The sequence below is a fragment of the Acidovorax cavernicola genome (assembly GCF_003581445.1).
This window is the reverse complement of sequence record NZ_QXMN01000012.1, coordinates 93,328-113,294: the sequence shown is the minus strand read 5'-3', so window position 1 is coordinate 113,294 and position 19,967 is coordinate 93,328. Positions and strand designations below refer to the sequence as shown.

Genomic DNA, 19,967 nt, shown 5'->3' with positions numbered 1-19,967 from the left:
TGCGACGCAGGTGTTACGCCCGCTCACAGCGGGCTTTCTTGCCGTACCGCCTCAGACGCCCAGCAGTTCTTCCAGCACCTGCGGCTGCCCCAGCAACTCCACCGACGCCCCCTGCCGCACGATCTGCCCCTTCTCCATCACCACCGCCAGGTCGGTGTGCGCGAGCACCTTGCGGTAGTCGCGGTCGACGATCAGGGTGGCGATGCCTGTCGCGCGGATCTCGCTGATCACGCGCCAGATCTCGGCCACGATCAGCGGGGCGAGGCCTTCGGTGGCTTCGTCGAGGATCAAGAGGCGCGGGTTGGTCATGAGCGCGCGGCCGATGGACAGCATCTGCTGCTCGCCGCCCGACAGCTGCTGGCCGCCATGCCCGAGCCGCTCCGACAGGCGCGGGAAGGTGGCCATGACGCGGTCGAAGGTCCAGGCGCGCTGGCCGTCGACGCCGGCGCGTTCGCTCATCACGAGGTTCTCGCGCACCGACAGGTTCGGGAAGATGCCCCGGCCCTCGGGCACGTAGCCGATGCCCAGGCGCGCCATCTTCTCGGGCGGCAGGCCGGTGACGGTGCGGCCGTCGACCTGCACTTCGCCCGAGGCGGGTCGCACGTAGCCCATGATCGTGCGGATGAGCGTGGTCTTGCCCATGCCGTTGCGTCCGAGCAGGCCGACCGAGGTGGCCGCCGGAATGCCGGCATGCACGCCGCGCAGGATGTGGCTGTTGCCGTAGTAGGTGTTGAGGTCGCGAACGATCAGCATGTCAGTGTTGCTCCTCGCCGAGGTAGGCGGTGCGCACTTCGGGGTTCTCTCGGATCTCCGTGGGATTGCCCGTGGCGATGACCGTGCCGTTCACCATCACCGTGATGCGGTCGGCGATGCGGAACACCGCATCCATGTCGTGCTCCACCAGCAGGATGGCGTGCGTGGCCTTCAGCCGCGCGAGCAGCGTGAGCATGCGGTCGGTTTCTTCCGCGCCCATGCCGGCGAGCGGTTCGTCGAGCAGCAGCACGCGCGGGTGCGTCGCCAGGCACATCGCCACTTCGAGCTGGCGTTGCGCGCCGTGGCTCAGCGTGCCGGCGATGCGCCGGGCCTCGGCCGCGAGGCCGGCGGCTTCGAGCGCGGCGTCGGCCGACGCGTTGCTGGTGGCGCAGCGCTGCGACGACTGCCAGATCGCCCAGGGCCTGGCCGTGGCGGCCTGTGCGGCGAGGCGGCAGTTCTCGTGCACGCTGAACTCCGGGAAGATGGTCGTGCGCTGGTAGCTGCGGCCCACGCCGTCGCGGGCGCGGCGCGATTGCGCGCGCGCGGTGATGTCGACGCCGTCGAGCGCGATGCGGCCTTCGGAGGCCTCGATCTCGCCCGAGAGCATGTTGATGAGCGTCGACTTGCCGGCGCCGTTGGTGCCGATCACCGCATGCACTTCGCCGACGTGCAGGTCGAGCGTGACGGCGTTGACGGCGGTGAGGCCGCCGAAGCGGCGGGTGAGCTTGTCGACGGAAAGCAGTGCGGTGGTCATGCGCCTCCCTTCGGCGACAGGCGTTGCACCAGGCCGATCAGGCCCTTGGGCAGCAGCGCCACGAACACGATGATCGCGATGCCCAGCGTGAGTTGCCAGTGGTCGGCCAGCGGGCCCATCACGGCGTGGGTCGAGAAGATTTCCTTCAGCAGCGTGAACGCGACGGCGCCGATCACCGCGCCGCGCAGGTGGCCGAGGCCGCCCAGGATCACCATCAGCAGCACCTCGCCCGAGTTGTGCCAGGCCATCAGCTCGGGGTTGACCACGCCGTCGCGCGAGGCCAGCAGGAAGCCCGCGAGGCCGGCCAGCGCGCCCGCCAGCACGAAGGCCGCGAGCTTGTAGCCGTACACCGGAAAGCCCGCCGCGCGCATGCGCTGCTCGTTCACGCGGATGCCCGCCAGCGCCGCGCCAAAGCGCGAGCGGCGCACGAGCGCGAGCAGGCCGTAGGTGAACACGAGCGCGCCCAGCACCACGTAGAACAGCACCGTGCGGTTCTCCAGGTCGAGCGCGCCGAGGGCCGGGCGCACGTACAGGTAGATGCCGTCGCTGCCGCCGCCGACCTTGGTGTCGTGGAACACGAAGAACGCCATCTGCGCGAAGGCCAGCGTGACCATGATGAAGTACACGCCGCGCGTGCGCAGGCTCAAGGCGCCGACGAACAGCGCATACAGCGCCGCCGCGCCCATGGCCAGCGCCAGCAGCACCGCGAAGTTGCCGCCCTCGTTGCCCGAGGCCAGAACGGTCACGTAGGCACCGATGCCGTAGAAGGCCGCATGGCCCAGGCTCACGAGGCCGGTCATGCCGACCAGCAGCTCCAGGCTCAGCGCGAAGATCGACAGGATCATCACCTTGACGATGAAGTCCGACGCGTAGTTGCCCAGCAGCGGGCCGGCCACGCCGAGGGCGATGGCGCACAGCACGGGCACGATGAAGGCACCGCGGCGAGGCGATGCAGACATGGATGCAACCACCGGGCTCATGGCCGCCTCCCCATCAAGCCTTCAGGTTTCCAGATCAGCACGATGGCCATCAGGAGGTAGATGCCGATGCCCGCGAGGTCGGCGAAGAACACCTTGCCGAAGGTGTCGACGAAGCCCACCAGCAGCGAAGCGACGAGCGCCCCGGTGATGGAGCCGATGCCGCCGATCACCACCAGCACGAAGCAGATGATGAGCACGCTCGCGCCCATGTTCGGGTACACCGAGGACATCGGCGCGGCGATCATGCCGGCCAGCGCCGCGAGCGCCACGCCGGCTGCGAACACGATGCGGTACAGCCGCTTCACGTCGATGCCCAGGCCGCGCACCATGTCGCGGTTGCTCGCGCCGGCGCGGATCATCATGCCCAGGCGCGTGCGGTTGACCACGTAGTACAGGCCCACGGCCAGCACGATGCACGCGGCCGAGGCGAACAGGCGATACCACGGGTAGCTCATGACGTTGCCCAGCGCGAAGCTGCCGTCGAGCCACGCGGGCACCTTCACGCCGTGCACGTCGTTGCCCACGAGGATGGAGCGAAGCTCCTCGAACACGAGGATCAGGCCGTAGGTCATGAGCACCTGCTGCAGGTGGTCGCGCTGGTAGAGGTAGCTGAAGAAGGCCCACTCCAGCACGTAGCCGAAGATCGCGGCCAGCACCACGCCGGCCACCAGCATCAGCAGGAACTGGTCACCGAACAGCGGTGCCAGCGAGAACGCCATGTAGGCGCCGATCATGTAGAAGCTCCCGTGGGCGAGGTTGATGACGCCCATGATCCCGAAGATCAGCGTCAGCCCCGAGGCCACGAGGAAGAGAAGCAGGCCGTACTGAACGGAGTTCAGGCACTGCACCAGGAAGGTTCCGAAATCCACCGTGTGATCCCAGTTGATTGAGTGTGGTTGCCGCAAGGCGGCTCGCGGCCCTGAACCCGGTCAGGGCCGCGAGGGAACGAGAAAGAACCGAAGGCCCGTGGCCTGGCTTACATCCGGCAGCCGCGGGCCGGGTCAGCCAAGCCCTTGATGGCCGTGCTCACCAGCTTGTTTTCCTTGCCCTCGACCTTGCGCAGGTAGATGTCCTGCACCGGGTTGTGCGACTTGCTCACCGTGAAGGTGCCGCGCGGGCTGTCGATCTTGGCCTTCTCGATCGCGGCCGAGAAGTCGGCCTTCTTCGAGATGTCGCCCTTGGTGGCATTCAGGCCCACGCCCAGCATCTGCGCGGCGTCGTAGCCCTGCACCGCGTACACGTCGGGCTGCAGCTTGAACGACTTGGCATAGGCCACGCGGAAGGCGTTGTCGCGCGCGGTGTTCAGGCCGTCGGCATAGTGCAGCGTGGTGAGCATGCCTTGCGCCGATTCGCCTTGCGCATCGAGCGTGCCGTCGGTGAGGAAGCCGGGGCCGTACAGCGGAATGGTCTTGTTCAGGCCGGCGGCCTGGTAGTCCTTGACGAACTTCACCGCGCCGCCGCCCGCGAAGAAGGCGTACACCGCATCGGGCTTGGCCGCCGCGATCTCGGTCAGCAGCGCCTGGAACTCCACGTTGGGGAAGGGCAGCGTGAGCTGCTTCTCGACCTTGCCGCCGTTCTTCTCGAAGCCTTCCTTGAAGCCGTTGACCGACTCCTCGCCGGCCGCGTACTTCCAGGTGATCGTCATGATCTTCTTCTTGCCCTGCTGCTTGGCCGCGACCTCGCCCATGGCGTAGGCCGGCTGCCAGTTGCTGAACGAGCTGCGGAAGATGTTGGGCGCGCACATGGGGCCCGTGACGGCGTCGGCGCCGGCGTTCGGCACGATCAGCACGGTGCCGCTTTCCTTCGCGGCCTTGGCCATGGCCATCGCCACGCCCGAGTGCACGGTGCCCACGATCACGTCGACGTTGTCGCGCTTGATGAGCTTGTTGACGTTGTCGGTGGCCTTGGCCGGATCGGATTCGTCGTCGACCTTGAAGTACTCGATCTCACGGCCGGCGAGCTTGCCGCCCTGCTGTTCCACGTAGAGCTTGAAGCCGTTCTCGATGGCCACGCCCAGCGCGGTGTAGGTGCCGCTGTAGGGCAGCATGAGGCCGACCTTGAGCTTGCCGGTGCCTTGTGCGCCGGCCGCGGAGGCCAGGGCAGCGAAGGCGATGGCCGTGAGCGCCAGGCGCGCGGTGCGAAGGTTCGTCATGGTGTCTGTCTCCTGTTGTTGGTGATGAAAGAAGCGGTCGCGACGATGACACGATCCGGCTGATCGCGATGCGGGGAATGCCCGCATTCAGGGATTTCGAGCAGCTCGCAAATCCCGGCAACGCGGGGCGCGATGTCGCGGATCTGCGCGAGCGTGCCGTACTCGTCGTCGATGCCCTGCACCGCGAGCACGGGGCAGCGGATGGTGCCGAGCTCGGCCTCGATGTTCCAGTCGCGAAAGGGCGGATGCAGCCAGATGCGGTTCCAGCCCCAGAAGGCCGAGTCGGCGCTGTCGTGGTAGCGGCCGAGCTTCTGCGGCAGGTCGGTCGTGCGATACGCGGTGCGCGCGATCTCGATGTTCGCGACGGTCTTGTCTTCCACGAAGATGTGCGGCGCGAGCACCACCAGGCCCTCGACCTTGTCGGGGAAGCGCGCGGCATACAGCAGCGAGATCGAGCCGCCGTCGCTGTGGCCGAAGAGCCAGGGCTTCTCGTCGCCGAGCTTCAATGCGGTGAACAGCGCGGGCAGCACCTCGTGCGCCTGGCGGTGCATGAAGTCGACGTCCCAGATCTCGTCTTCGGCGCGCGGCGTGGAGCGGCCGTAGGCGGGGCGCGAGAACACGAGGCCGCGTGCGCCGGCGGCTTCGCACACCCTGGCGGGGAAGTCCTTCCACATCGCGACGGAGCCCAGGCCTTCGTGCAGGAACACGATGAGCGGGGTGCCGGCGCCGCGTTCGGGGTCGATCCACTGGCATTCGATCCGCACGGGGCGGCCGCGCCAGTCGATGGTGGCGAAGTCGGTGCGGCTCATGCCTGCTTTTCCTTCTCGCGCAGCCGGAAGCGCTGGATCTTGCCCGTCGCCGTCTTCGGCAACTCGCTCACGAACTCCAGGAAGCGCGGGTACTTGTAGGGTGCCAGGCGTTCCTTCACGAAGGCCTTCAGTTCGTCCTCGGTGGCGGCGGCGCCATCCTTGAGCACGACGAAGGCCTTGGTCTTGGTCAGCCCTTCGGCGTCTTCCTTGCCGATGACGGCGGCTTCCAGCACCGCGGGGTGCTGCATCAGCGTCGACTCGACCTCGAAGGGCGAGACATAGATGCCGCTGACCTTGAGCATGTCGTCGCTGCGCCCGGCGTAGGTGTAGTAGCCGTCGGCGTCGCGCGTGTACTTGTCGCCGCTCTTGGTCCAGCCGCCCTGGAAGGTCTCGCGCGACTTCTCGCGGTTGGCCCAGTACATCAGCGCCGCGCTCGGGCCGCGGATGTAGAGGTCGCCGACCTCGCCGTCGGCCACGGGGCGGCCGTCCTCGCCGCGCAGCTCGATCTCGTAGCCGTCCACCGGCTTGCCGGTGGTGCCGTAGCGCACGTCGCCGGGGCGGTTGGAGATGAAGACATGCAGCATCTCGGTCGAGCCGATGCCGTCGATGATCTCGCAGCCGAAATGCGCCTTGAAGCGCTGCGCGATCTCGCCCGGCAGCGCTTCGCCGGCCGACGAGCACATGCGCAGCGCCACGGCCTCGCGCGCGGGCAGCTTCGGCGAGGCGAGCATGCCCGCGAAGCCGGTGGGCGCACCGAAGAACACGGTCGGCTGGTGGTCCACCCAGCGGCGGAAGGTGGCGTCGGGCGTGGGCCGCTCGGCCATCAGCACCACGGTGGCGCCGACCGACAGCGGGAAGGTCAGTGCATTGCCCAGGCCGTAGGCGAAGTACATCTTGGCGGCCGAGAAGCACACATCGTCTTCGGTGAGGCCGAGCACCGGCTTGCCGAAGAGCTCGGCCGTCCACCAGAGGTTGGCGTGCGTGTGCACCGTGCCCTTGGGCTTGCCGGTGGAGCCGGAGGAGTAGAGCCAGAAGCCCGGGTCGTCCGATGCGGTGAGCGCCGGTGCGTCCTGCGGTTCGGCGGCGGCGAGCGCGGCCTCGAATTCCTGTGCGTTCGCGGGCAGGGCGCCGGAGGGCTGCGACACGATCAGCGTATGCACTTCATGACCGCCGCGCGCCATCGCCTCCTGCAGCACCGGCAGCAGCGCGCCTGATGTGAGCACGGCCTGTGCGCGGCTGTGGTCGAGCATGTAGGCGTAGTCGTCGGCCGTGAGCAGCGTGTTGACGGCCACCGGCACGACGCCCGCGTAGAGGCTGCCCAGGAAGCTCACGGGCCAGTCGCTGCCGTCGAGCATCAGCAGCAGCACGCGTTCTTCGCGCCGCACGCCCACGGCCTTCAGCGCGGCGGCCAGGCGGCGCGCGCGGTCTTCGAGCTGGCCGTAGCTCAGCGTGCCGCGGTCGTCGATGTAGGCGGTGCGCGCGGCGCGGCCGCGGTTGAGGGCGAACAGGTGTTCGGCGAAGTTGAATCGTGGGGGCAGGCTGCTCATCGTGTGTCTCCTTGGGGCCCGTGCGTTGCTCTAGAGGCCGAGGGCGGCGAGCACGCCGGGGCTCGCCTGCACCGCTGCGCGGCGGTGATAGAAGTCGAGCGCGCGCAGCCCGCCCAGCTCGGCGCCGCCGCCCGCGCGGCCGGGGCCGCCGTGCATCGACATCGGCATCACGTTGCCGTGGCCCGTGTGGGCCTGCGCCACCTCGGGCGTGATCACATGCACGCGGCCGTGGCTGGGGGCCACCGCCACGGCGGCCTGTGCGAGCGCGGCATCGTCGCTGCCGTACAGCGAGGTGACGAGCGAGCCCTGGCCGCGGTGCGCGAGCGCGATGCCGTGCGCCAGGTCGTTGTATGGCAGCAGCGTGGCGACCGGGCCGAACACTTCCACGTCGTGCACGCGCTGTGCCGCGTCGGCGTCGCGCGCGCCCAGCAGCACGGGGCCGATGCAGGCGGCGACGGCGGGGTCGGCATCGACCAAGGGCTTGTTGCGGCCGTCGTGCAGCACGGTGGTCTGCGCGGCCAGTGCATCCAGGCCTTCGCGCACCGCATCGAGCTGCGCGCGGCTCACGAGCGAGCCCATGCGCACGCTCTCGTTGCGCGGGTTGCCGACGGTCACGCCCGCGAGCTTCGCGCCGATGGCTTCGGCCGCGGCGTCGTACACCTCGGTCGGCACCAGGATGCGGCGGATGGCGGTGCACTTCTGGCCCGACTTGACGGTCATCTCGCGCACCACTTCGCGCACGAGCAGGTGGAAGGCGTCGCTGCCGGGCGCGGCGCCGGGCAGCAGCAGGGCGCTGTTGAGGCTGTCGGCCTCGATGTTCACGCGCACCGAGCGCGCGGCCACGGCCGGGTGCGAGCGGATCACGGCGGCCGTTTCGGCCGAGCCGGTGAACGAGACCACGTCGAAGGGCTGCAGCTGGTCCATCAGGCCGGCCGAGCTGCCGCAGATGACCGACAGTGCGCCGGCGGGCAGCACGCCCGCATCGACCACGTCCTTCACCATGCGTTGCGTGAGCCACGCAGTGGCCGTGGCGGGCTTCACGATCACGGGTACGCCCGACAGCAGCGCGGGCGCGGCCTTTTCCCACAGGCCCCACGAGGGGAAGTTGAAGGCGTTGATGAACAGCGCCACGCCCTGCGTCGGCACCTGCAGGTGCTGCGACTGGAACACCGGCTCCTTGCCGAGCTTCACGGCGTCGCCGTCGCGCAGCGCGCGCACGTCGCCCAGCGCATCGCCCCACTTCGCGTACTGGCCCAGCGTGAAGATCGCGCCGTCGATGTCGACGGCCGAGTCGTTCTTCACCGTGCCGCAGTTCGCGGTGGCGATCTCGTAGTACGCATCGCGGTTCGCCTGCAGCACCTTCACGAGGGCGCCGAGGAGGCCTGCGCGCTGGCGGTAGGTGAGGGCGCGAAGCGCGTGGCCGCCTTGCTCGCGGGCAAAGGCGAAGGCTTCAGGCAGGTCGAGGCCGGTGGCGTCGACGCGCGCGAGTTCGGTGCCGAGCACCGGGTCGAACAAGGGCGTGCCGGCGCCCGTGCCGCTTTGCCAGCGGCCGGCGACGTGGTTGGGAAGGAGTTCGGTCATTGCGTGAACTTGATCTGCCCTTCAGGCAGGAGATAGAGAACGAGCGCGCGGCCCTGGGCCACGGTCGGGCGGTGTGCGGTGCCGGGCCCGTAGACGCACCAGCCCGCGGGCCGTCCGTCGAAGGTGGCGGCGGGGGAGTCGTCCAGCGGCATGATCAGGTCGATCTCGCCGTTGGGATGCGTGTGGTGCGGGCCGGCGAGGTCCTGCATGTCGACCACGTCGACCGAGAAGCGGTGCAGCGCGTCCTCGGCCTTGAAGACGCGGCCGTACCTGATGCCGCCGCCTTCGCGGTCGCACAGCCAGCCTTCGGCGACACCGCCGATGCAGGCCTGGCGCAGTTGCGCAAAGCGGGTGCTGCCGGCGCCGTGGGTGGCGTTGAGCCACTGGTCGAGCGTGCTGTCGAGCGGCTTGCCGGCGATCTCGGCGGTCAGGCCGGCGATCAGCTGGTGAAATGCCGCCTTGCCGGTGGCGGGCGTGGAGGTGTCGGACATCGTGGGCCTCGAACAGATGAACTATCGTCTTCTTGCAGGATGGCTGCGTGTGCAGTATCTTGCGTGTGATCGAACAATAAGCAGCGAGACAACAGGTGTCAAGCAATATAGTGCATCTATGGTGTTTACCCTGAGCGCGCACAATCCCGGCGAAGAACGAGGAACGGCATGAATGAGCATGTAGACGCGGTGCTGGCCACCGCGCCCGAGGGCGGCACCGGCAACGGCGTCGCCGTGGCCGGGGAGGCCAAGAACCCGCTGCTGGCGGCGTTGGGCGACCGCGTGCGCAACCTGCGCGCGCAGCGCGGCCTCACGCGCAAGGCGGTGGCCCTGTCGGCCGAGGTGTCGGAGCGCCACTTGGCGAACCTGGAATACGGCATCGGCAACGCATCGATCCTGGTGCTGCAGCAGGTGGCCGGCGCCTTGCATTGCTCGCTGGCCGAGCTGGTGGGCGACGTCACGACCAGCTCGCCCGAGTGGCTGCTGATCCGCGAGCTGCTGGAGCACCGCAGCGAGGCTGACCTGCGCCGCGTGCGCGTCGCGCTCGGCGAGATGCTGGGCACGGCCTCGGTCGATCCGGCGCGGCACCGGCGCATCGCGCTCGTGGGCCTGCGCGGCGCGGGCAAGTCGACGCTGGGGCAGATGCTGGCCGAAGACCTCGAAATTCCGTTCATCGAGCTGAGCCGCGAGATCGAGAAGCTCGCCGGCTGCAGCGTGCGCGAGATTCACGACCTGTACGGCACCAACGCCTACCGCCGCTACGAGCGCCGCGCGCTCGAGGAGGCGGTGCAGATCTACAGCGAGGTGGTCATTGCCACGCCCGGCGGCATCGTGTCCGACCCGGCCACCTTCAACGAGCTGCTCGCGCACTGCACCACCGTGTGGCTGCAGGCCGCGCCCGAAGAGCACATGGGCCGCGTGGCCGCCCAAGGCGACACCCGCCCGATGGCGGCCAGCAAGGAAGCGATGGAAGACCTGCGCCGCATCCTGAACGGCCGCGCCGCGTTCTATTCGAAGGCCGACCTGTCGGTGGACACCAGCGGCAAGACCTTGTCGCAGAGCTTCCAGGCGCTGCGCGGCGTCGCCCGCCAGGCCATGAATATCTAGGCTCGCCCCCAGGCTGCGCGCACTTCGTGTCGCTGCGGCCAACCCCCTGCCGGGGGCAACACCGGCGGCCCGGCAAAGCCGGTTCCGCGGTGTTTGCTGGGAAAGAGTCCCCGAACCTGAAAAAAAGTGCAGCAGGCATTGACTTGCCTGTTTGCATGCAGCATGATGCATGTCATCGGAGCAAGAAAGTGCATTATCTTTCCTGTTCACGGTTTCCCACAGAACCCCGACCCACAGGAGACTTCGCATGACCGACACCACGCTCCAGGCGCCCCAGCGCGTCGACTACCGCATCGAACCCGCCCAGTACCGCCACTGGTCGCTGAGCTTCGACGGCGCCATTGCGCGCCTGACGCTCGACATCGCGGAAGACGGTGGCATCCGCCCCGGCTACAAGCTCAAGCTCAACAGCTACGACCTGGGCGTGGACATCGAACTGAACGACGCGCTCAACCGCGTGCGCTTCGAACACCCCGAAGTGCGCAGCGTGATCGTCACCAGCGGCAAGGACCGCATCTTCTGCTCCGGCGCCAACATCTTCATGCTCGGCGTCTCCAGCCACGCCTGGAAGGTGAACTTCTGCAAGTTCACCAACGAAACGCGCAACGGCATCGAAGACACCTCGAAGCACTCGGGCCTGAAGTTCATCGCGGCCGTGAACGGCGCTTGCGCCGGCGGCGGCTACGAGCTGGCCCTGGCCTGCGACGAGATCCTGCTGGTGGACGACCGCTCCTCGTCCGTCTCGCTGCCCGAAGTGCCGCTGCTCGGCGTGCTGCCCGGCACCGGCGGCCTGACCCGTGTGACCGACAAGCGCCACGTGCGCCACGACCTCGCCGACATCTTCTGCACCAGCGTCGAAGGCGTGCGCGGCCAGCGTGCAGTCGACTGGCGCCTGGTCGATGCGGTGGCCAAGCCCGCGCAGTTCCCCGCCGCCGTGCAGGACCGCGCCACGCAACTCGCTGCCGACAGCGACCGCCCGGCCGGCGCCAAGGGCGTGGCCCTGACCCGCGTCGAGCGCACCGACAGCGCCGACGGCATCGCGTATGCGAACGTCAACGTGCAGATCGACCGCAGCAAGCGCACCGCCACGATCACGGTGAAGGCCCCCACCGGCGCGCAGCCGGCCGACATCGCCGCCATCGAAGCCGCGGGCGCCGCCTGGTGGCCGCTGGCGATGTGCCGCGAACTCGACGACGCGATCCTCAACCTGCGCACCAACGAACTCGACGTCGGCACCTGGCTGCTCAAGACCGAAGGCGATGCCGCCGCCGTGCTCGCATCGGATGCCGTGATGTTCGCCAACAAGGACCACTGGCTGGTGCGCGAGACCATCGGCGCGCTGCGCCGCACGCTGGCGCGCCTGGACGTGTCGTCGCGCAGCCTGTTCGCGCTGGTCGAGGCCGGCTCGTGCTTCGCCGGCACGCTGGCCGAGCTGGCCTTCGCGGCCGACCGCACCTACATGCTCGCGCTGCCCGACGACGCCGATCGCGCACCGAAGCTCGTGCTGAACGAATTCAACTTCGGCTTCTTCCCGATGGTGAACGACCAGAGCCGCCTGCAGCGCCGCTTCTACGAAGAGGCCGCGCCGCTCGAAGCCGCGCGCGCCGCTGCCGGCCAGGCGCTCGACGCCGACGAAGCCGTGAAGCTCGGCCTCGTGACCGCCGCGCCCGACGACATCGACTGGGACGACGAGATCCGCATCGCCATCGAAGAGCGCGCCGCCATGTCGCCCGACGCGCTCACCGGCCTCGAAGCCAACCTGCGCTTCGCGAGCAAGGAAAACATGGCCACCCGCATCTTCGGCCGGCTCACCGCCTGGCAGAACTGGATCTTCAACCGTCCCAACGCCGTCGGCGAGAAGGGCGCCCTGAAGGTCTATGGCACCGGCCAGAAGGCCGGCTTCGACCTGAACCGCGTTTGAGCACACAGCAGTCCGTACAACCCAAGGAACAACGATGAGCACGATCAACTACAGCGAGAAGATCCCCAACAACGTCAACCTCGGCGAAGACCGCACGCTGCAGCGCGCGCTCGAAGGCTGGCAACCCAACTTCATCAACTGGTGGGACGACGTGGGCCCCGAGGGCTCGACCAACCACGAGGTGTACCTGCGCACGGCCGTGAGCGTCGACCCGCAGGGCTGGGCGCAGTTCGGCCACGTGAAGATGCGCGACTACCGCTGGGGCATCTTCCTGAACCCGGGTGACGCCAACCGCGAAGTGCACTTCGGCGACCACAAGGGCGAGAAGGTCTGGCAGGACGTGCCCGGCGAACACCGCGCGAACCTGCGCCGCATCATCGTGACGCAAGGCGACACCGAGCCCGCGTCGGTCGAGCAGCAGCGCCACCTGGGCCTCACGGCGCCGTCGATGTACGACCTGCGCAACCTGTTCCAGATCAACGTGGAAGAAGGCCGCCACCTGTGGGCCATGGTCTACCTGCTGCAGAAGCACTTCGGCCGCGACGGCCGCGAGGAAGCCGATGCGCTGCTGCAGCGCACCTCGGGCGACGACAACAACCCGCGCATCCTGGGCGCCTTCAACGAGAAGACGCCCGACTGGCTCGCGTTCTTCATGTTCACGTACTTCACCGACCGCGACGGCAAGTTCCAGCTGGCCGCGCTGGCCGAGAGTGCGTTCGACCCGCTGGCGCGCACCACGAAGTTCATGCTGACCGAAGAAGCGCACCACATGTTCGTGGGCGAGAGCGGCGTGTCGCGCGTCATTGCGCGCACCGCACAGGTCATGAACGAGCTGAAGACCGACGACGCGCAGAAGATCCGCGCCGCCGGGTGTATCGACCTGGGCACCATCCAGCGCTACCTGAACTTCCACTACTCGGTGACCATCGACCTGTTCGGCGCCGACCAGTCGAGCAACGCCGCCATCTTCTACAGCTCGGGCCTGAAGGGCCGCTACGAAGAAGGCAAGCGCGACGACGACCACGTGCTCAAGGGCCAGACCTACAAGGTGCTCGAGGTGAAGGACGGCCAGCTCGTCGAGAAGGACGTGCCGATGCTCAACGCGCTGAACGAAGTGCTGCGCGACGACTTCATCAAGGACTCGGTGGCCGGCGTCGGCCGCTGGAACAAGGTGCTCGAGAAGGCCGGCATTCCCACGCGCCTGGTCGTGCCGCACAAGGCCTTCAACCGCCAGATCGGTGCGCTCGCGGGCATCAAGATGTCGCCGGAAGGCCGCGTGGTGAACGACGTCGAATGGGCCGCCAAGCGCGACGAATGGCTGCCGAGTTCCGAAGACTTCGCTTTCGTGGCATCGTTGATGGGCCGCGTCATCGAGCCGGGCAAGTTCGCGGGCTGGATCGCGCCGCCGGTGATGGGTATCAATCGCCAGCCCGTCGATTTCGAGTACGTGCGTTTCGGCTGAGCGTCTGGATATGAAGCCCTCGTCCCCACGGCGAGGGCATGGAGAACAACATGGACATGGTCGTTGAAGCCGGGGTCATCAAGCAGCACCTGATCGACCCCGAGATCTGCATCCGCTGCAACACCTGCGAGGCCACGTGCCCCGTCAACGCGATCACGCACGACGACAACAACTACGTCGTTCGCGCGGACGTCTGCAACGGCTGCATGGCGTGCATCTCGCCGTGCCCCACGGGCTCGATCGACAACTGGCGCACCATGCCCCTGGTGCGTGCGTACACCATCGAAGAACAGCTCACCTGGGAAGAACTGCCCGCCGAGTTGACGCCCGAAGAACTCGAGGCGGCCGGCGTGTCCGGCGCTGCCGCCGAAGCAGCGGAAGTGCCCGCGCAGACGCAGGCCCAGGCGGCAGCCAGTGCCGTCGAGCCCGTCTTCAACTCCGCGCAGTACGGCGCCAGCGTGCCGCCGTGGTCGGCCGCACATGCGTACACCAACCTCTTTCCGCCGAAGACCCCGACCACCGCCACCGTGGTGGGCAACTTCAACTGCACCGAGGCCGGCTTCGACAGCGAGACCCACCACATCGTGCTCGACTTCGGCGTGGTGCCGTTCCCGGTGCTCGAAGGCCAGTCGATCGGCATCGTGCCGCCGGGCGTCGATGCCATCGGCAAGCGCCATCATGCGCGCCAGTACTCGGTGGCCAGCCCGCGCAACGGCGAGCGGCCCGGCTACAACAACGTGTCGCTCACCGTGAAGCGCGTCACCGAAGACCACGAAGGCGATCCGGTGCGCGGCGTGTGCTCCAACTACGTGTGCGACCTCAAGGTGGGCGAAACGGTGCAGGTGGTGGGCCCCTTCGGCTCGTCGTTCCTGATGCCGAACCACCCCAAGTCGCACATCGTGATGATCTGCACCGGCACCGGCAGTGCTCCCATGCGCGCCATGACCGAGTGGCGCCGTCGCCTGCGCAAGAGCGGCAAGTTCGAAGGCGGCAAGCTGATGCTGTTCTTCGGCGCGCGCACGCAGCAGGAGCTGCCGTACTTCGGTCCGCTGCAGTCGCTGCCCAAGGACTTCATCGACATCAACTTCGCGTTCTCGCGCACGGCAGGCCAACCCAAGCGCTACGTGCAGGACCTGATGCGCGAACGCGCGGCCGACCTGGCCGCGCTGCTGAAAGACGGCGCCAGCCACTTCTACGTGTGCGGCCTCAAGAGCATGGAAGAAGGCGTGGTGCTCGCACTGCGCGACGTGGCGAAGGACGCGGGGCTCGATTGGGACACCGTCGGTGCGCAACTCAAGCGCGAAGGCCGCCTGCACCTCGAAACCTACTAAGCTGCGGCGGATGCAGTTCGCCGACTTCCATCCGGGCCAGGTCATCGAGGCCGGGCCCTATGTGCTCACCGAAGCCGAGCTGCTGCAGTTCGCGCGGGCCTACGACCCGCAGTGGTTCCACACCGACGCCGAGGCGGCCGCCGACAGCCCCTTCGGCGGGCTCATCGCGAGCGGCTGGCACACCTGCTCGATCGCGATGCGGCTGGTGGTCGAGGCGGCGCTCGCCGGCTCCGAGTCGTTCGCGTCACCGGGGCTCGAGCATGTGCGCTGGCCGAATCCCGTGCGGCCCGGCGATGCGCTGCGGCTCGTGGCCGATGTGATCGAGGTGCGCCGCTCCGAGAAGCGTCCCACGCTCGGCATCCTGCGCTGGCGCTGGCGGCTGTTCAACCAGCGCGCGCTGGTGGTGCTCGACACCGAGGTCACCAGCCTCTTCAAGCTGCCCGCGCCCAGCCTCTGAACGACACAAGCCCGCAACGCACAGGCGCTGCGGGCTTGTTTCATTTGAAGGGCAGAGCGCTGCAGCAGCCGCGTCCGGCCGCTGCAGGCGGGTGGCGCGCGACTTACTTCTTGTGCAGGTCGACCGCGCCCGAGCCCTGGGCCTTGCCGCTCGCTTTGGCACCGGCCGTGGCCGGTTTCACGGCGCCGCCGACCGCGCCCGCGGCACCGGTCGCGCTGTTCACGGTGCTGCCCACGGTGTTGGTCACGCCGCCGACAGCCTGCGTCGCGCCGCCCACGGCGCCGGTCGCACCACCGACTGCGCCGGTGGCACCGCCGACCGCACCCGTGGCCGTGCCGAGCACGCCACCGACGGCATTGCCCACGCCACCGGTCGCGCCGGAGGCGGAGGTGTCTGCGTTGGCCTTGGTGTTGGCATCGGCCGATGCGCCGGTCTGTGTGCGTGCGCCCGCCGCGCCTTGCGTCGAGCCCGCGCCGGTCGCACTGGTGGCGCCGGATGCCTTCACATCGGCGTTGACCCCCACGCCGACACCGACGCCTTGCGCCTGGGCTGTTCCGCCGAGGGCCAGGAGGCCGGCCAGCATGGCGCCGATGAAGATGCGGTTGGTTGCATGTGTAGTCATGAGTGACAGTTCCTTTCGTTGCTGAGTCACGGTTTCCAGAACCGACCGGGGTTCGATCGATTCGGGGGCAACCATGACGGGCCGATCGGTTGTCGCCATGTGCGGCAGCTTCGCCCGACGCTGTGGGAACTGGCCGTCGGCGGAATCGGGGGCTCGTGCGTTAGGGCGGCGTTTGCAAATCCCCGCGCGATCCTGGGTCTTCCGGCGCGACGCGCCATGACGCACAACACATGCAACTCATAATGTTGCATGAAACGAGACAGCAAGCTTTCCGGCGTGCTCCACGTGTTGCTGCACATGGCCGAGCTGAACGCACCCATCACTTCCGAGGCGCTCGCCGCGGCGATGCAGACCAACCCCGTGGTCGTGCGTCGGCTCATGGCGGGCCTGCGGCAGGCCGGCTTCGTCAGCTCGGCCAAGGGGCACGGCGGCGGCTGGGTGCTGTCGTGCTCATTGGGCTCGGTGACGCTGGGCGACATCCACAACGCCGTCGGTGCGCCCGCGCTGCTGGCCATGGGCAACCGCACCGAGAGCCCGGGCTGCATCGTCGAGCAGGCGGTGAACGCCGCGCTCGACGGCGCCTGCCAGGAGGCCGAGGCGCTGCTGTTGCGGCGGCTCAACGGCATCACGCTGGCCGATCTGTCCAAGGACTTTCATCGCCGCATGACGGGCGGCGGCTTCACCGCGAAGGACATCGAACATGCGTCATGACGCACTCATCGTGGGCGGCAGCTTTGCCGGCCTCTCCGCCGCCATGCAACTGGCGCGCGCACGCAGGAAGGTCTGCGTCGTCGATGCGGGCGCGCCGCGCAACCGCTTCGCCGCGGCCTCGCACGGTTTCTTCGGGCAGGACGGCATGCCGCCGCTGCAGATGATTGCCGACGCGCGCGAGAAGCTGCTTGCCTATCCGTCCGTCACGTTCGTCGAAGGCACGGCGGTGGCGGCAACGGCTGATGGCGCGGAGGGTTTCACCGTCTCTTTGAACGACGGGCAGCAACTGTCGACGCGCAAGCTACTGCTGGCCTTCGGCGTGCAGGATGGCCTGCCGGACATTCCGGGCCTGGGCGAGCGCTGGGGCCAGAGCGTGCTGCACTGTCCTTATTGCCACGGCTACGAATTCGGCGATCGATCGCTGGGCGTGCTCTTCCACAGCGCGCATCCCCCGGACCACGCCTTGCTGATCGCCGAGTGGGGACCGACCACGCTCTTCCTGAACGGCAGCGAGGCGCTGGATGCCGAGGCGCGTGCCCGGCTGCAGTCGCGTGGCGTGACCGTCGAGCCCGCGCGCATCGCCAGCCTGGAAGGGCAGGGGGCGGACCTGGCGGCCGTGCGCCTGGTCGACGGCCGGCGCGTGCCGATCGAGGCGCTGTTCGTCGCGCCGCACACGCGGCCCACCAGCCCGCTGGCCGAACAACTGGGCTGCGCGTTCGACGACGGCCCGACCGGCCCGGTGCTGCGCGTCGACGCAATGAAGACGACCACGGTGCCCGGCGTGTACGCGGCGGGCGATGTGGCGATGGCTTTTTCCAACGCCACGCTGGCCTCGGCCGACGGGCTTTTCGCCGGGGTGTCGATGCACCGCGCGCTGGTGTTCGGGGCCTGATTTCAAATTTTTTCGACCAACACTGGAAAAGTGCTTCAAAGCACCCTATAATCGAGGGCTTCCGCGGGAATAGCTCAGTTGGTAGAGCGCAACCTTGCCAAGGTTGAGGTCGAGAGTTCGAGACTCTTTTCCCGCTCCAGATCGCAGAAGAAAAAGGCCACCTCACCAGGTGGCCTTTTTTCATTGGCGCGTCGGTTGCGCCTTCCGGGTCAAGCTCGCGCCGGCAGCACGGTCCCCCGGCTTTCGCCGAAGCCGATGCGCGCATGGCCGGGCTTTTCGCACCAGCCGCGCAGCAGCACTGCATCCCCGTCTTCCAGGAACCCGCGCGTCTCGCCGTTGGCCAGCGTCACCGGTGTCTGGGCTGCGCGTGTCAGTTCGATGATCGCCCCGGCCTCGCCTTCGCCGGGGCCCGAGATGGTGCCGCTGCCGAACAGGTCGCCCGGGTTCAGGCTGCAGCCGCCCACCGTGTGGTGCGCCACCATCTGCGCCACGCTCCAGTACTGGTGTTTGAAGCTGGTCGTCGACAGGCGTGACGGGCCCGTCTTTTCCTTGCGCGCCTTCTCGCTTTCGAGCCACACCTCCAGCCGGATGTCGAGCGCACCGCCTGCGCGGTTCGCGGTGCTTTCGAGGTAGTCCAGCGGTTGCGGGTCGTTCGCGGGCCGCGTCCAGGCCTGCCGGTAGGGCGCGAGTGCTTCCATCGTCACGATCCACGGCGAGATCGTGGTGGCGAAGTTCTTCGCGAGGAAGGGCCCGAGCGGCGCCATCTCCCAGAACTGGATGTCGCGCGCCGACCAGTCGTTGAGCAGGCAGATGCCGAAGATGTGTTCTTCCGCGCGTTCGAGCGGAATCGGCTCGCCCTGCGCATTGCCCTGGCCGATCCACACGCCCAGTTCCAGTTCGTAGTCGAGCCGCGCGCAGGCCTGGTACGTGGGCGCCTTCGCGCCGGGCGCCATCGCCTGGCCCATCGGGCGGCGGAAGCGCTGGCCGCTCACGCCGATGGTCGACACGCGCCCGTGGTACGCCGTCGGCACCCAACGGAAGTTGGGCGTGACGTCGCCGTCGGGGTTCATCAGGCGGGTGATGTTCAGTGCGTGGTCGATCGAGGTGTAGAAGTCGGTGTAGTCGCCGATGCGCGCGGGCACGGTGTATTCGACCTCGGCCTGCGGCACGAGGCAGGGGCGCAGGTCGCTCGCCGTCGCTGCTGGCGCGTCGCTGTGCAGCACTGCGAAGACCGCGTGGCGCAGCGCCTGCCAGGCCAAGGGGCCGAGTGCGAAGAAGTCGTTGAGTGTGGGCAGGGCCGCCGCGCGCGCCGCATCGAGCGCGAGGCCATCGACGTGCGATCCCGCCGCCAGTGCCGCGAGGTCGAGCACCTGGTCGCCGATGGCCACGCCGCCGCGAAACGGCTCGGGGCTGCCGGCGCGGCGGAACACCGCGTACGGCAGGTTCTGGATCGGGAAGTCGCTGCCTTCGGCATTGGCCGAGACGACCCAGCTGCGGGCGCTTGCGTCGTGCGTGTGGTTGAGTTCGATCATGTCCGTGCGTATCCCGTGCCTCAGGACGACGACGCCATCAGCGCGTCGTCGAAGATCGCCACCGCGCGCGTCCAGCCGGCCGAGGCGCCGCGGATCTTGTGCGGGAAGCAGCTGATGAAAAAGCCCGTGGGCGGCAGCACCTCGAGGTTGTGCAGCTTCTCGATGTGGCAGTAGCCGATGTCGCGGCCGGCCTTGTGGCCTTCCCAGATCAGCGAGGCGTCGTGCGTCTCGCCGTACTTCTTCGCGGTGTGCACGAAGGGCGCGTCCCAGCTCCAGGCGTCGGTGCCCGTGAGGCGCACGCCGCGTTCCAGCAGATACATGGTGGCTTCGTAGCCCATGCCCGCGCCGGCCGACACGTAGTCGTTGTTGCCGTAGCGCGAGCCGGCGCGCGTGTTGACCACCACGATCTCCAGCGGGCTCAGTGTGTGGCCGATGCGCTTGAGCTCGGCCTCGACGTCGGCGGCCGTGACCACGTAGCCGTCGGCGAAGTGGCGAAAGTCCAGCTTCACGCCGGGCTGGAAGCACCATTCGAGCGGCACGTCGTGGATCGCGATCGCGGGCTTCTTCTCGCCGAGCGCCTTGTCCATCGTCGAGTGGAAGTGGTAGGGCGCGTCGAGGTGCGTGCCGTTGTGCGTGGACAGCTGCACCATCTCCACCGCCCAGCCCTCGCCGTCGGGCAGGTCTTCCTTCTTCAGGCCCGGGAAGAAGGGCTCGATCTGCTCGAAGGTGTTGTCGTGCGTGAAGTACTGGATCTTCGGCGCGAAGGCCGGCGGATCGGACAGCACGTCGTTCTCGAGAAAGATCGACAGGTCGACGAACTTGCGTGTCATGGAGGGGCTCCTTGTGGGGTGTTCGTGTTGGAAGA

At 68.3% G+C, this 19,967-nt stretch carries 18 protein-coding genes, 1 tRNA gene and 1 pseudogene; 8 read left to right on the top strand and 12 right to left on the bottom strand.

What is annotated here, in order from left to right; translation table 11 throughout:
• Window positions 1-51: 51 nt before the first annotated feature.
• From D3H34_RS12570 to D3H34_RS12530, 9 genes are all read right to left on the bottom strand, one after another.
• On the bottom strand, window positions 52-753 hold the full coding sequence (locus D3H34_RS12570) for an ABC transporter ATP-binding protein (RefSeq protein ID WP_119553789.1): 702 nt from the start codon (window positions 751-753) through the stop codon (window positions 52-54).
• Between the two features lies 1 nt (window position 754).
• Window positions 755-1,507, bottom strand: a complete 753-nt coding sequence (locus D3H34_RS12565; protein WP_119553788.1) for an ABC transporter ATP-binding protein — start codon at window positions 1,505-1,507, stop codon at window positions 755-757.
• Window positions 1,504-2,466: a branched-chain amino acid ABC transporter permease gene (locus D3H34_RS12560; protein ID WP_119553787.1), complete on the bottom strand. Its 963-nt coding sequence runs from the start codon at window positions 2,464-2,466 to the stop codon at window positions 1,504-1,506. Before D3H34_RS12560 ends, D3H34_RS12565 begins: the two co-directional genes overlap by 4 nt.
• Before the next feature lie 17 nt (window positions 2,467-2,483).
• Window positions 2,484-3,356: a branched-chain amino acid ABC transporter permease gene (locus D3H34_RS12555; RefSeq protein WP_119553786.1), complete on the bottom strand. Its 873-nt coding sequence runs from the start codon at window positions 3,354-3,356 to the stop codon at window positions 2,484-2,486.
• 107 nt (window positions 3,357-3,463) lie between these two features.
• Entirely contained in the window at window positions 3,464-4,639 is a 1,176-nt protein-coding gene (locus D3H34_RS12550) for an ABC transporter substrate-binding protein (RefSeq protein WP_119553785.1), read from the bottom strand.
• Window positions 4,636-5,448, bottom strand: coding sequence for an alpha/beta fold hydrolase (locus D3H34_RS12545; protein WP_119553784.1), 813 nt, complete (start codon window positions 5,446-5,448; stop codon window positions 4,636-4,638). The genes D3H34_RS12550 and D3H34_RS12545 overlap by 4 nt, the downstream gene beginning before the upstream one ends.
• Window positions 5,445-6,995, bottom strand: coding sequence for a benzoate-CoA ligase family protein (locus D3H34_RS12540; protein ID WP_119553783.1), 1,551 nt, complete (start codon window positions 6,993-6,995; stop codon window positions 5,445-5,447). Before D3H34_RS12540 ends, D3H34_RS12545 begins: the two co-directional genes overlap by 4 nt.
• Window positions 6,996-7,025: 30 nt before the next feature.
• Window positions 7,026-8,576: a 3,4-dehydroadipyl-CoA semialdehyde dehydrogenase gene (locus tag D3H34_RS12535; RefSeq protein WP_119553782.1), complete on the bottom strand. Its 1,551-nt coding sequence runs from the start codon at window positions 8,574-8,576 to the stop codon at window positions 7,026-7,028.
• Complete coding sequence (locus D3H34_RS12530; RefSeq protein ID WP_119553781.1) at window positions 8,573-9,067, bottom strand: 4-hydroxylaminobenzoate lyase; 495 nt, start codon at window positions 9,065-9,067, stop codon at window positions 8,573-8,575. The genes D3H34_RS12535 and D3H34_RS12530 overlap by 4 nt, the downstream gene beginning before the upstream one ends.
• Window positions 9,068-9,235: 168 nt before the next feature.
• On the opposite strand from D3H34_RS12530, the gene D3H34_RS12525 reads away from it, so the two are divergent.
• The 5 genes from D3H34_RS12525 to D3H34_RS12500 all read left to right on the top strand — a co-directional run bounded on the left by D3H34_RS12525 (window position 9,236) and on the right by D3H34_RS12500 (window position 15,345).
• A complete protein-coding gene (locus D3H34_RS12525; protein ID WP_119553780.1) occupies window positions 9,236-10,174 on the top strand; it encodes a helix-turn-helix transcriptional regulator in 939 nt (312 codons plus the stop codon).
• Between the two features lie 247 nt (window positions 10,175-10,421).
• The gene (gene boxC / locus D3H34_RS12515; protein ID WP_119553778.1) at window positions 10,422-12,095 is read left to right on the top strand and encodes a 2,3-epoxybenzoyl-CoA dihydrolase; all 1,674 of its coding nucleotides are present in this window, start codon (window positions 10,422-10,424) and stop codon (window positions 12,093-12,095) included.
• 34 nt (window positions 12,096-12,129) lie between these two features.
• Window positions 12,130-13,557, top strand: a complete 1,428-nt coding sequence (boxB, locus tag D3H34_RS12510; protein ID WP_119553777.1) for a benzoyl-CoA 2,3-epoxidase subunit BoxB — start codon at window positions 12,130-12,132, stop codon at window positions 13,555-13,557.
• 50 nt (window positions 13,558-13,607) lie between these two features.
• The gene (gene boxA / locus D3H34_RS12505; RefSeq protein WP_119553811.1) at window positions 13,608-14,888 is read left to right on the top strand and encodes a benzoyl-CoA 2,3-epoxidase subunit BoxA; all 1,281 of its coding nucleotides are present in this window, start codon (window positions 13,608-13,610) and stop codon (window positions 14,886-14,888) included.
• A 10-nt stretch (window positions 14,889-14,898) separates the two neighbouring features.
• A complete protein-coding gene (locus D3H34_RS12500) occupies window positions 14,899-15,345 on the top strand; it encodes a MaoC family dehydratase (RefSeq protein WP_119553776.1) in 447 nt (148 codons plus the stop codon).
• 103 nt (window positions 15,346-15,448) lie between these two features.
• On the opposite strand, the gene D3H34_RS12495 is transcribed toward D3H34_RS12500, so the two are convergent.
• Window positions 15,449-15,967 (bottom strand): adhesin, encoded by a 519-nt coding sequence (locus D3H34_RS12495; RefSeq protein WP_119553775.1) that lies wholly within the window; start codon window positions 15,965-15,967, stop codon window positions 15,449-15,451.
• Window positions 15,968-16,216: 249 nt separating this feature from the next.
• Here D3H34_RS12495 and D3H34_RS12490 point away from each other — a divergent pair.
• From D3H34_RS12490 to D3H34_RS12480, 3 genes and pseudogenes are all read left to right on the top strand, one after another.
• Window positions 16,217-16,603 (top strand): annotated as a pseudogene (locus D3H34_RS12490) (Rrf2 family transcriptional regulator); the annotation flags it as partial.
• A 64-nt stretch (window positions 16,604-16,667) separates the two neighbouring features.
• Window positions 16,668-17,570, top strand: coding sequence for an NAD(P)/FAD-dependent oxidoreductase (locus tag D3H34_RS12485; protein WP_119553773.1), 903 nt, complete (start codon window positions 16,668-16,670; stop codon window positions 17,568-17,570).
• 63 nt (window positions 17,571-17,633) lie between these two features.
• A tRNA-Gly gene (locus tag D3H34_RS12480) sits at window positions 17,634-17,709 on the top strand.
• 70 nt (window positions 17,710-17,779) lie between these two features.
• Here the strand turns inward: D3H34_RS12480 and fahA are convergent.
• Window positions 17,780-19,102: a fumarylacetoacetase gene (fahA, locus tag D3H34_RS12475; protein WP_119553772.1), complete on the bottom strand. Its 1,323-nt coding sequence runs from the start codon at window positions 19,100-19,102 to the stop codon at window positions 17,780-17,782.
• Between the two features lie 20 nt (window positions 19,103-19,122).
• A complete protein-coding gene (locus D3H34_RS12470) occupies window positions 19,123-19,932 on the bottom strand; it encodes a cyclase family protein (protein ID WP_119553771.1) in 810 nt (269 codons plus the stop codon).
• Window positions 19,933-19,967 lie beyond the last annotated feature (35 nt).

Coding starts and splice junctions, on each gene's coding strand:
- D3H34_RS12570 (WP_119553789.1), bottom strand. CDS start 753: ATGCTGATCGTTCGCGACCTCAACACCTACTACGGCAACAGCCACATC.
- D3H34_RS12565 (WP_119553788.1), bottom strand. CDS start 1,507: ATGACCACCGCACTGCTTTCCGTCGACAAGCTCACCCGCCGCTTCGGC.
- D3H34_RS12560 (WP_119553787.1), bottom strand. CDS start 2,466: ATGTCTGCATCGCCTCGCCGCGGTGCCTTCATCGTGCCCGTGCTGTGC.
- D3H34_RS12550 (WP_119553785.1), bottom strand. CDS start 4,639: ATGACGAACCTTCGCACCGCGCGCCTGGCGCTCACGGCCATCGCCTTC.
- D3H34_RS12545 (WP_119553784.1), bottom strand. CDS start 5,448: ATGAGCCGCACCGACTTCGCCACCATCGACTGGCGCGGCCGCCCCGTG.
- D3H34_RS12540 (WP_119553783.1), bottom strand. CDS start 6,995: ATGAGCAGCCTGCCCCCACGATTCAACTTCGCCGAACACCTGTTCGCC.
- D3H34_RS12535 (WP_119553782.1), bottom strand. CDS start 8,576: ATGACCGAACTCCTTCCCAACCACGTCGCCGGCCGCTGGCAAAGCGGC.
- D3H34_RS12530 (WP_119553781.1), bottom strand. CDS start 9,067: ATGTCCGACACCTCCACGCCCGCCACCGGCAAGGCGGCATTTCACCAG.
- D3H34_RS12525 (WP_119553780.1), top strand. CDS start 9,236: ATGAATGAGCATGTAGACGCGGTGCTGGCCACCGCGCCCGAGGGCGGC.
- boxC (WP_119553778.1), top strand. CDS start 10,422: ATGACCGACACCACGCTCCAGGCGCCCCAGCGCGTCGACTACCGCATC.
- boxB (WP_119553777.1), top strand. CDS start 12,130: ATGAGCACGATCAACTACAGCGAGAAGATCCCCAACAACGTCAACCTC.
- boxA (WP_119553811.1), top strand. CDS start 13,608: ATGGACATGGTCGTTGAAGCCGGGGTCATCAAGCAGCACCTGATCGAC.
- D3H34_RS12500 (WP_119553776.1), top strand. CDS start 14,899: ATGCAGTTCGCCGACTTCCATCCGGGCCAGGTCATCGAGGCCGGGCCC.
- D3H34_RS12495 (WP_119553775.1), bottom strand. CDS start 15,967: ATGACTACACATGCAACCAACCGCATCTTCATCGGCGCCATGCTGGCC.
- D3H34_RS12485 (WP_119553773.1), top strand. CDS start 16,668: ATGCGTCATGACGCACTCATCGTGGGCGGCAGCTTTGCCGGCCTCTCC.
- fahA (WP_119553772.1), bottom strand. CDS start 19,102: ATGATCGAACTCAACCACACGCACGACGCAAGCGCCCGCAGCTGGGTC.
- D3H34_RS12470 (WP_119553771.1), bottom strand. CDS start 19,932: ATGACACGCAAGTTCGTCGACCTGTCGATCTTTCTCGAGAACGACGTG.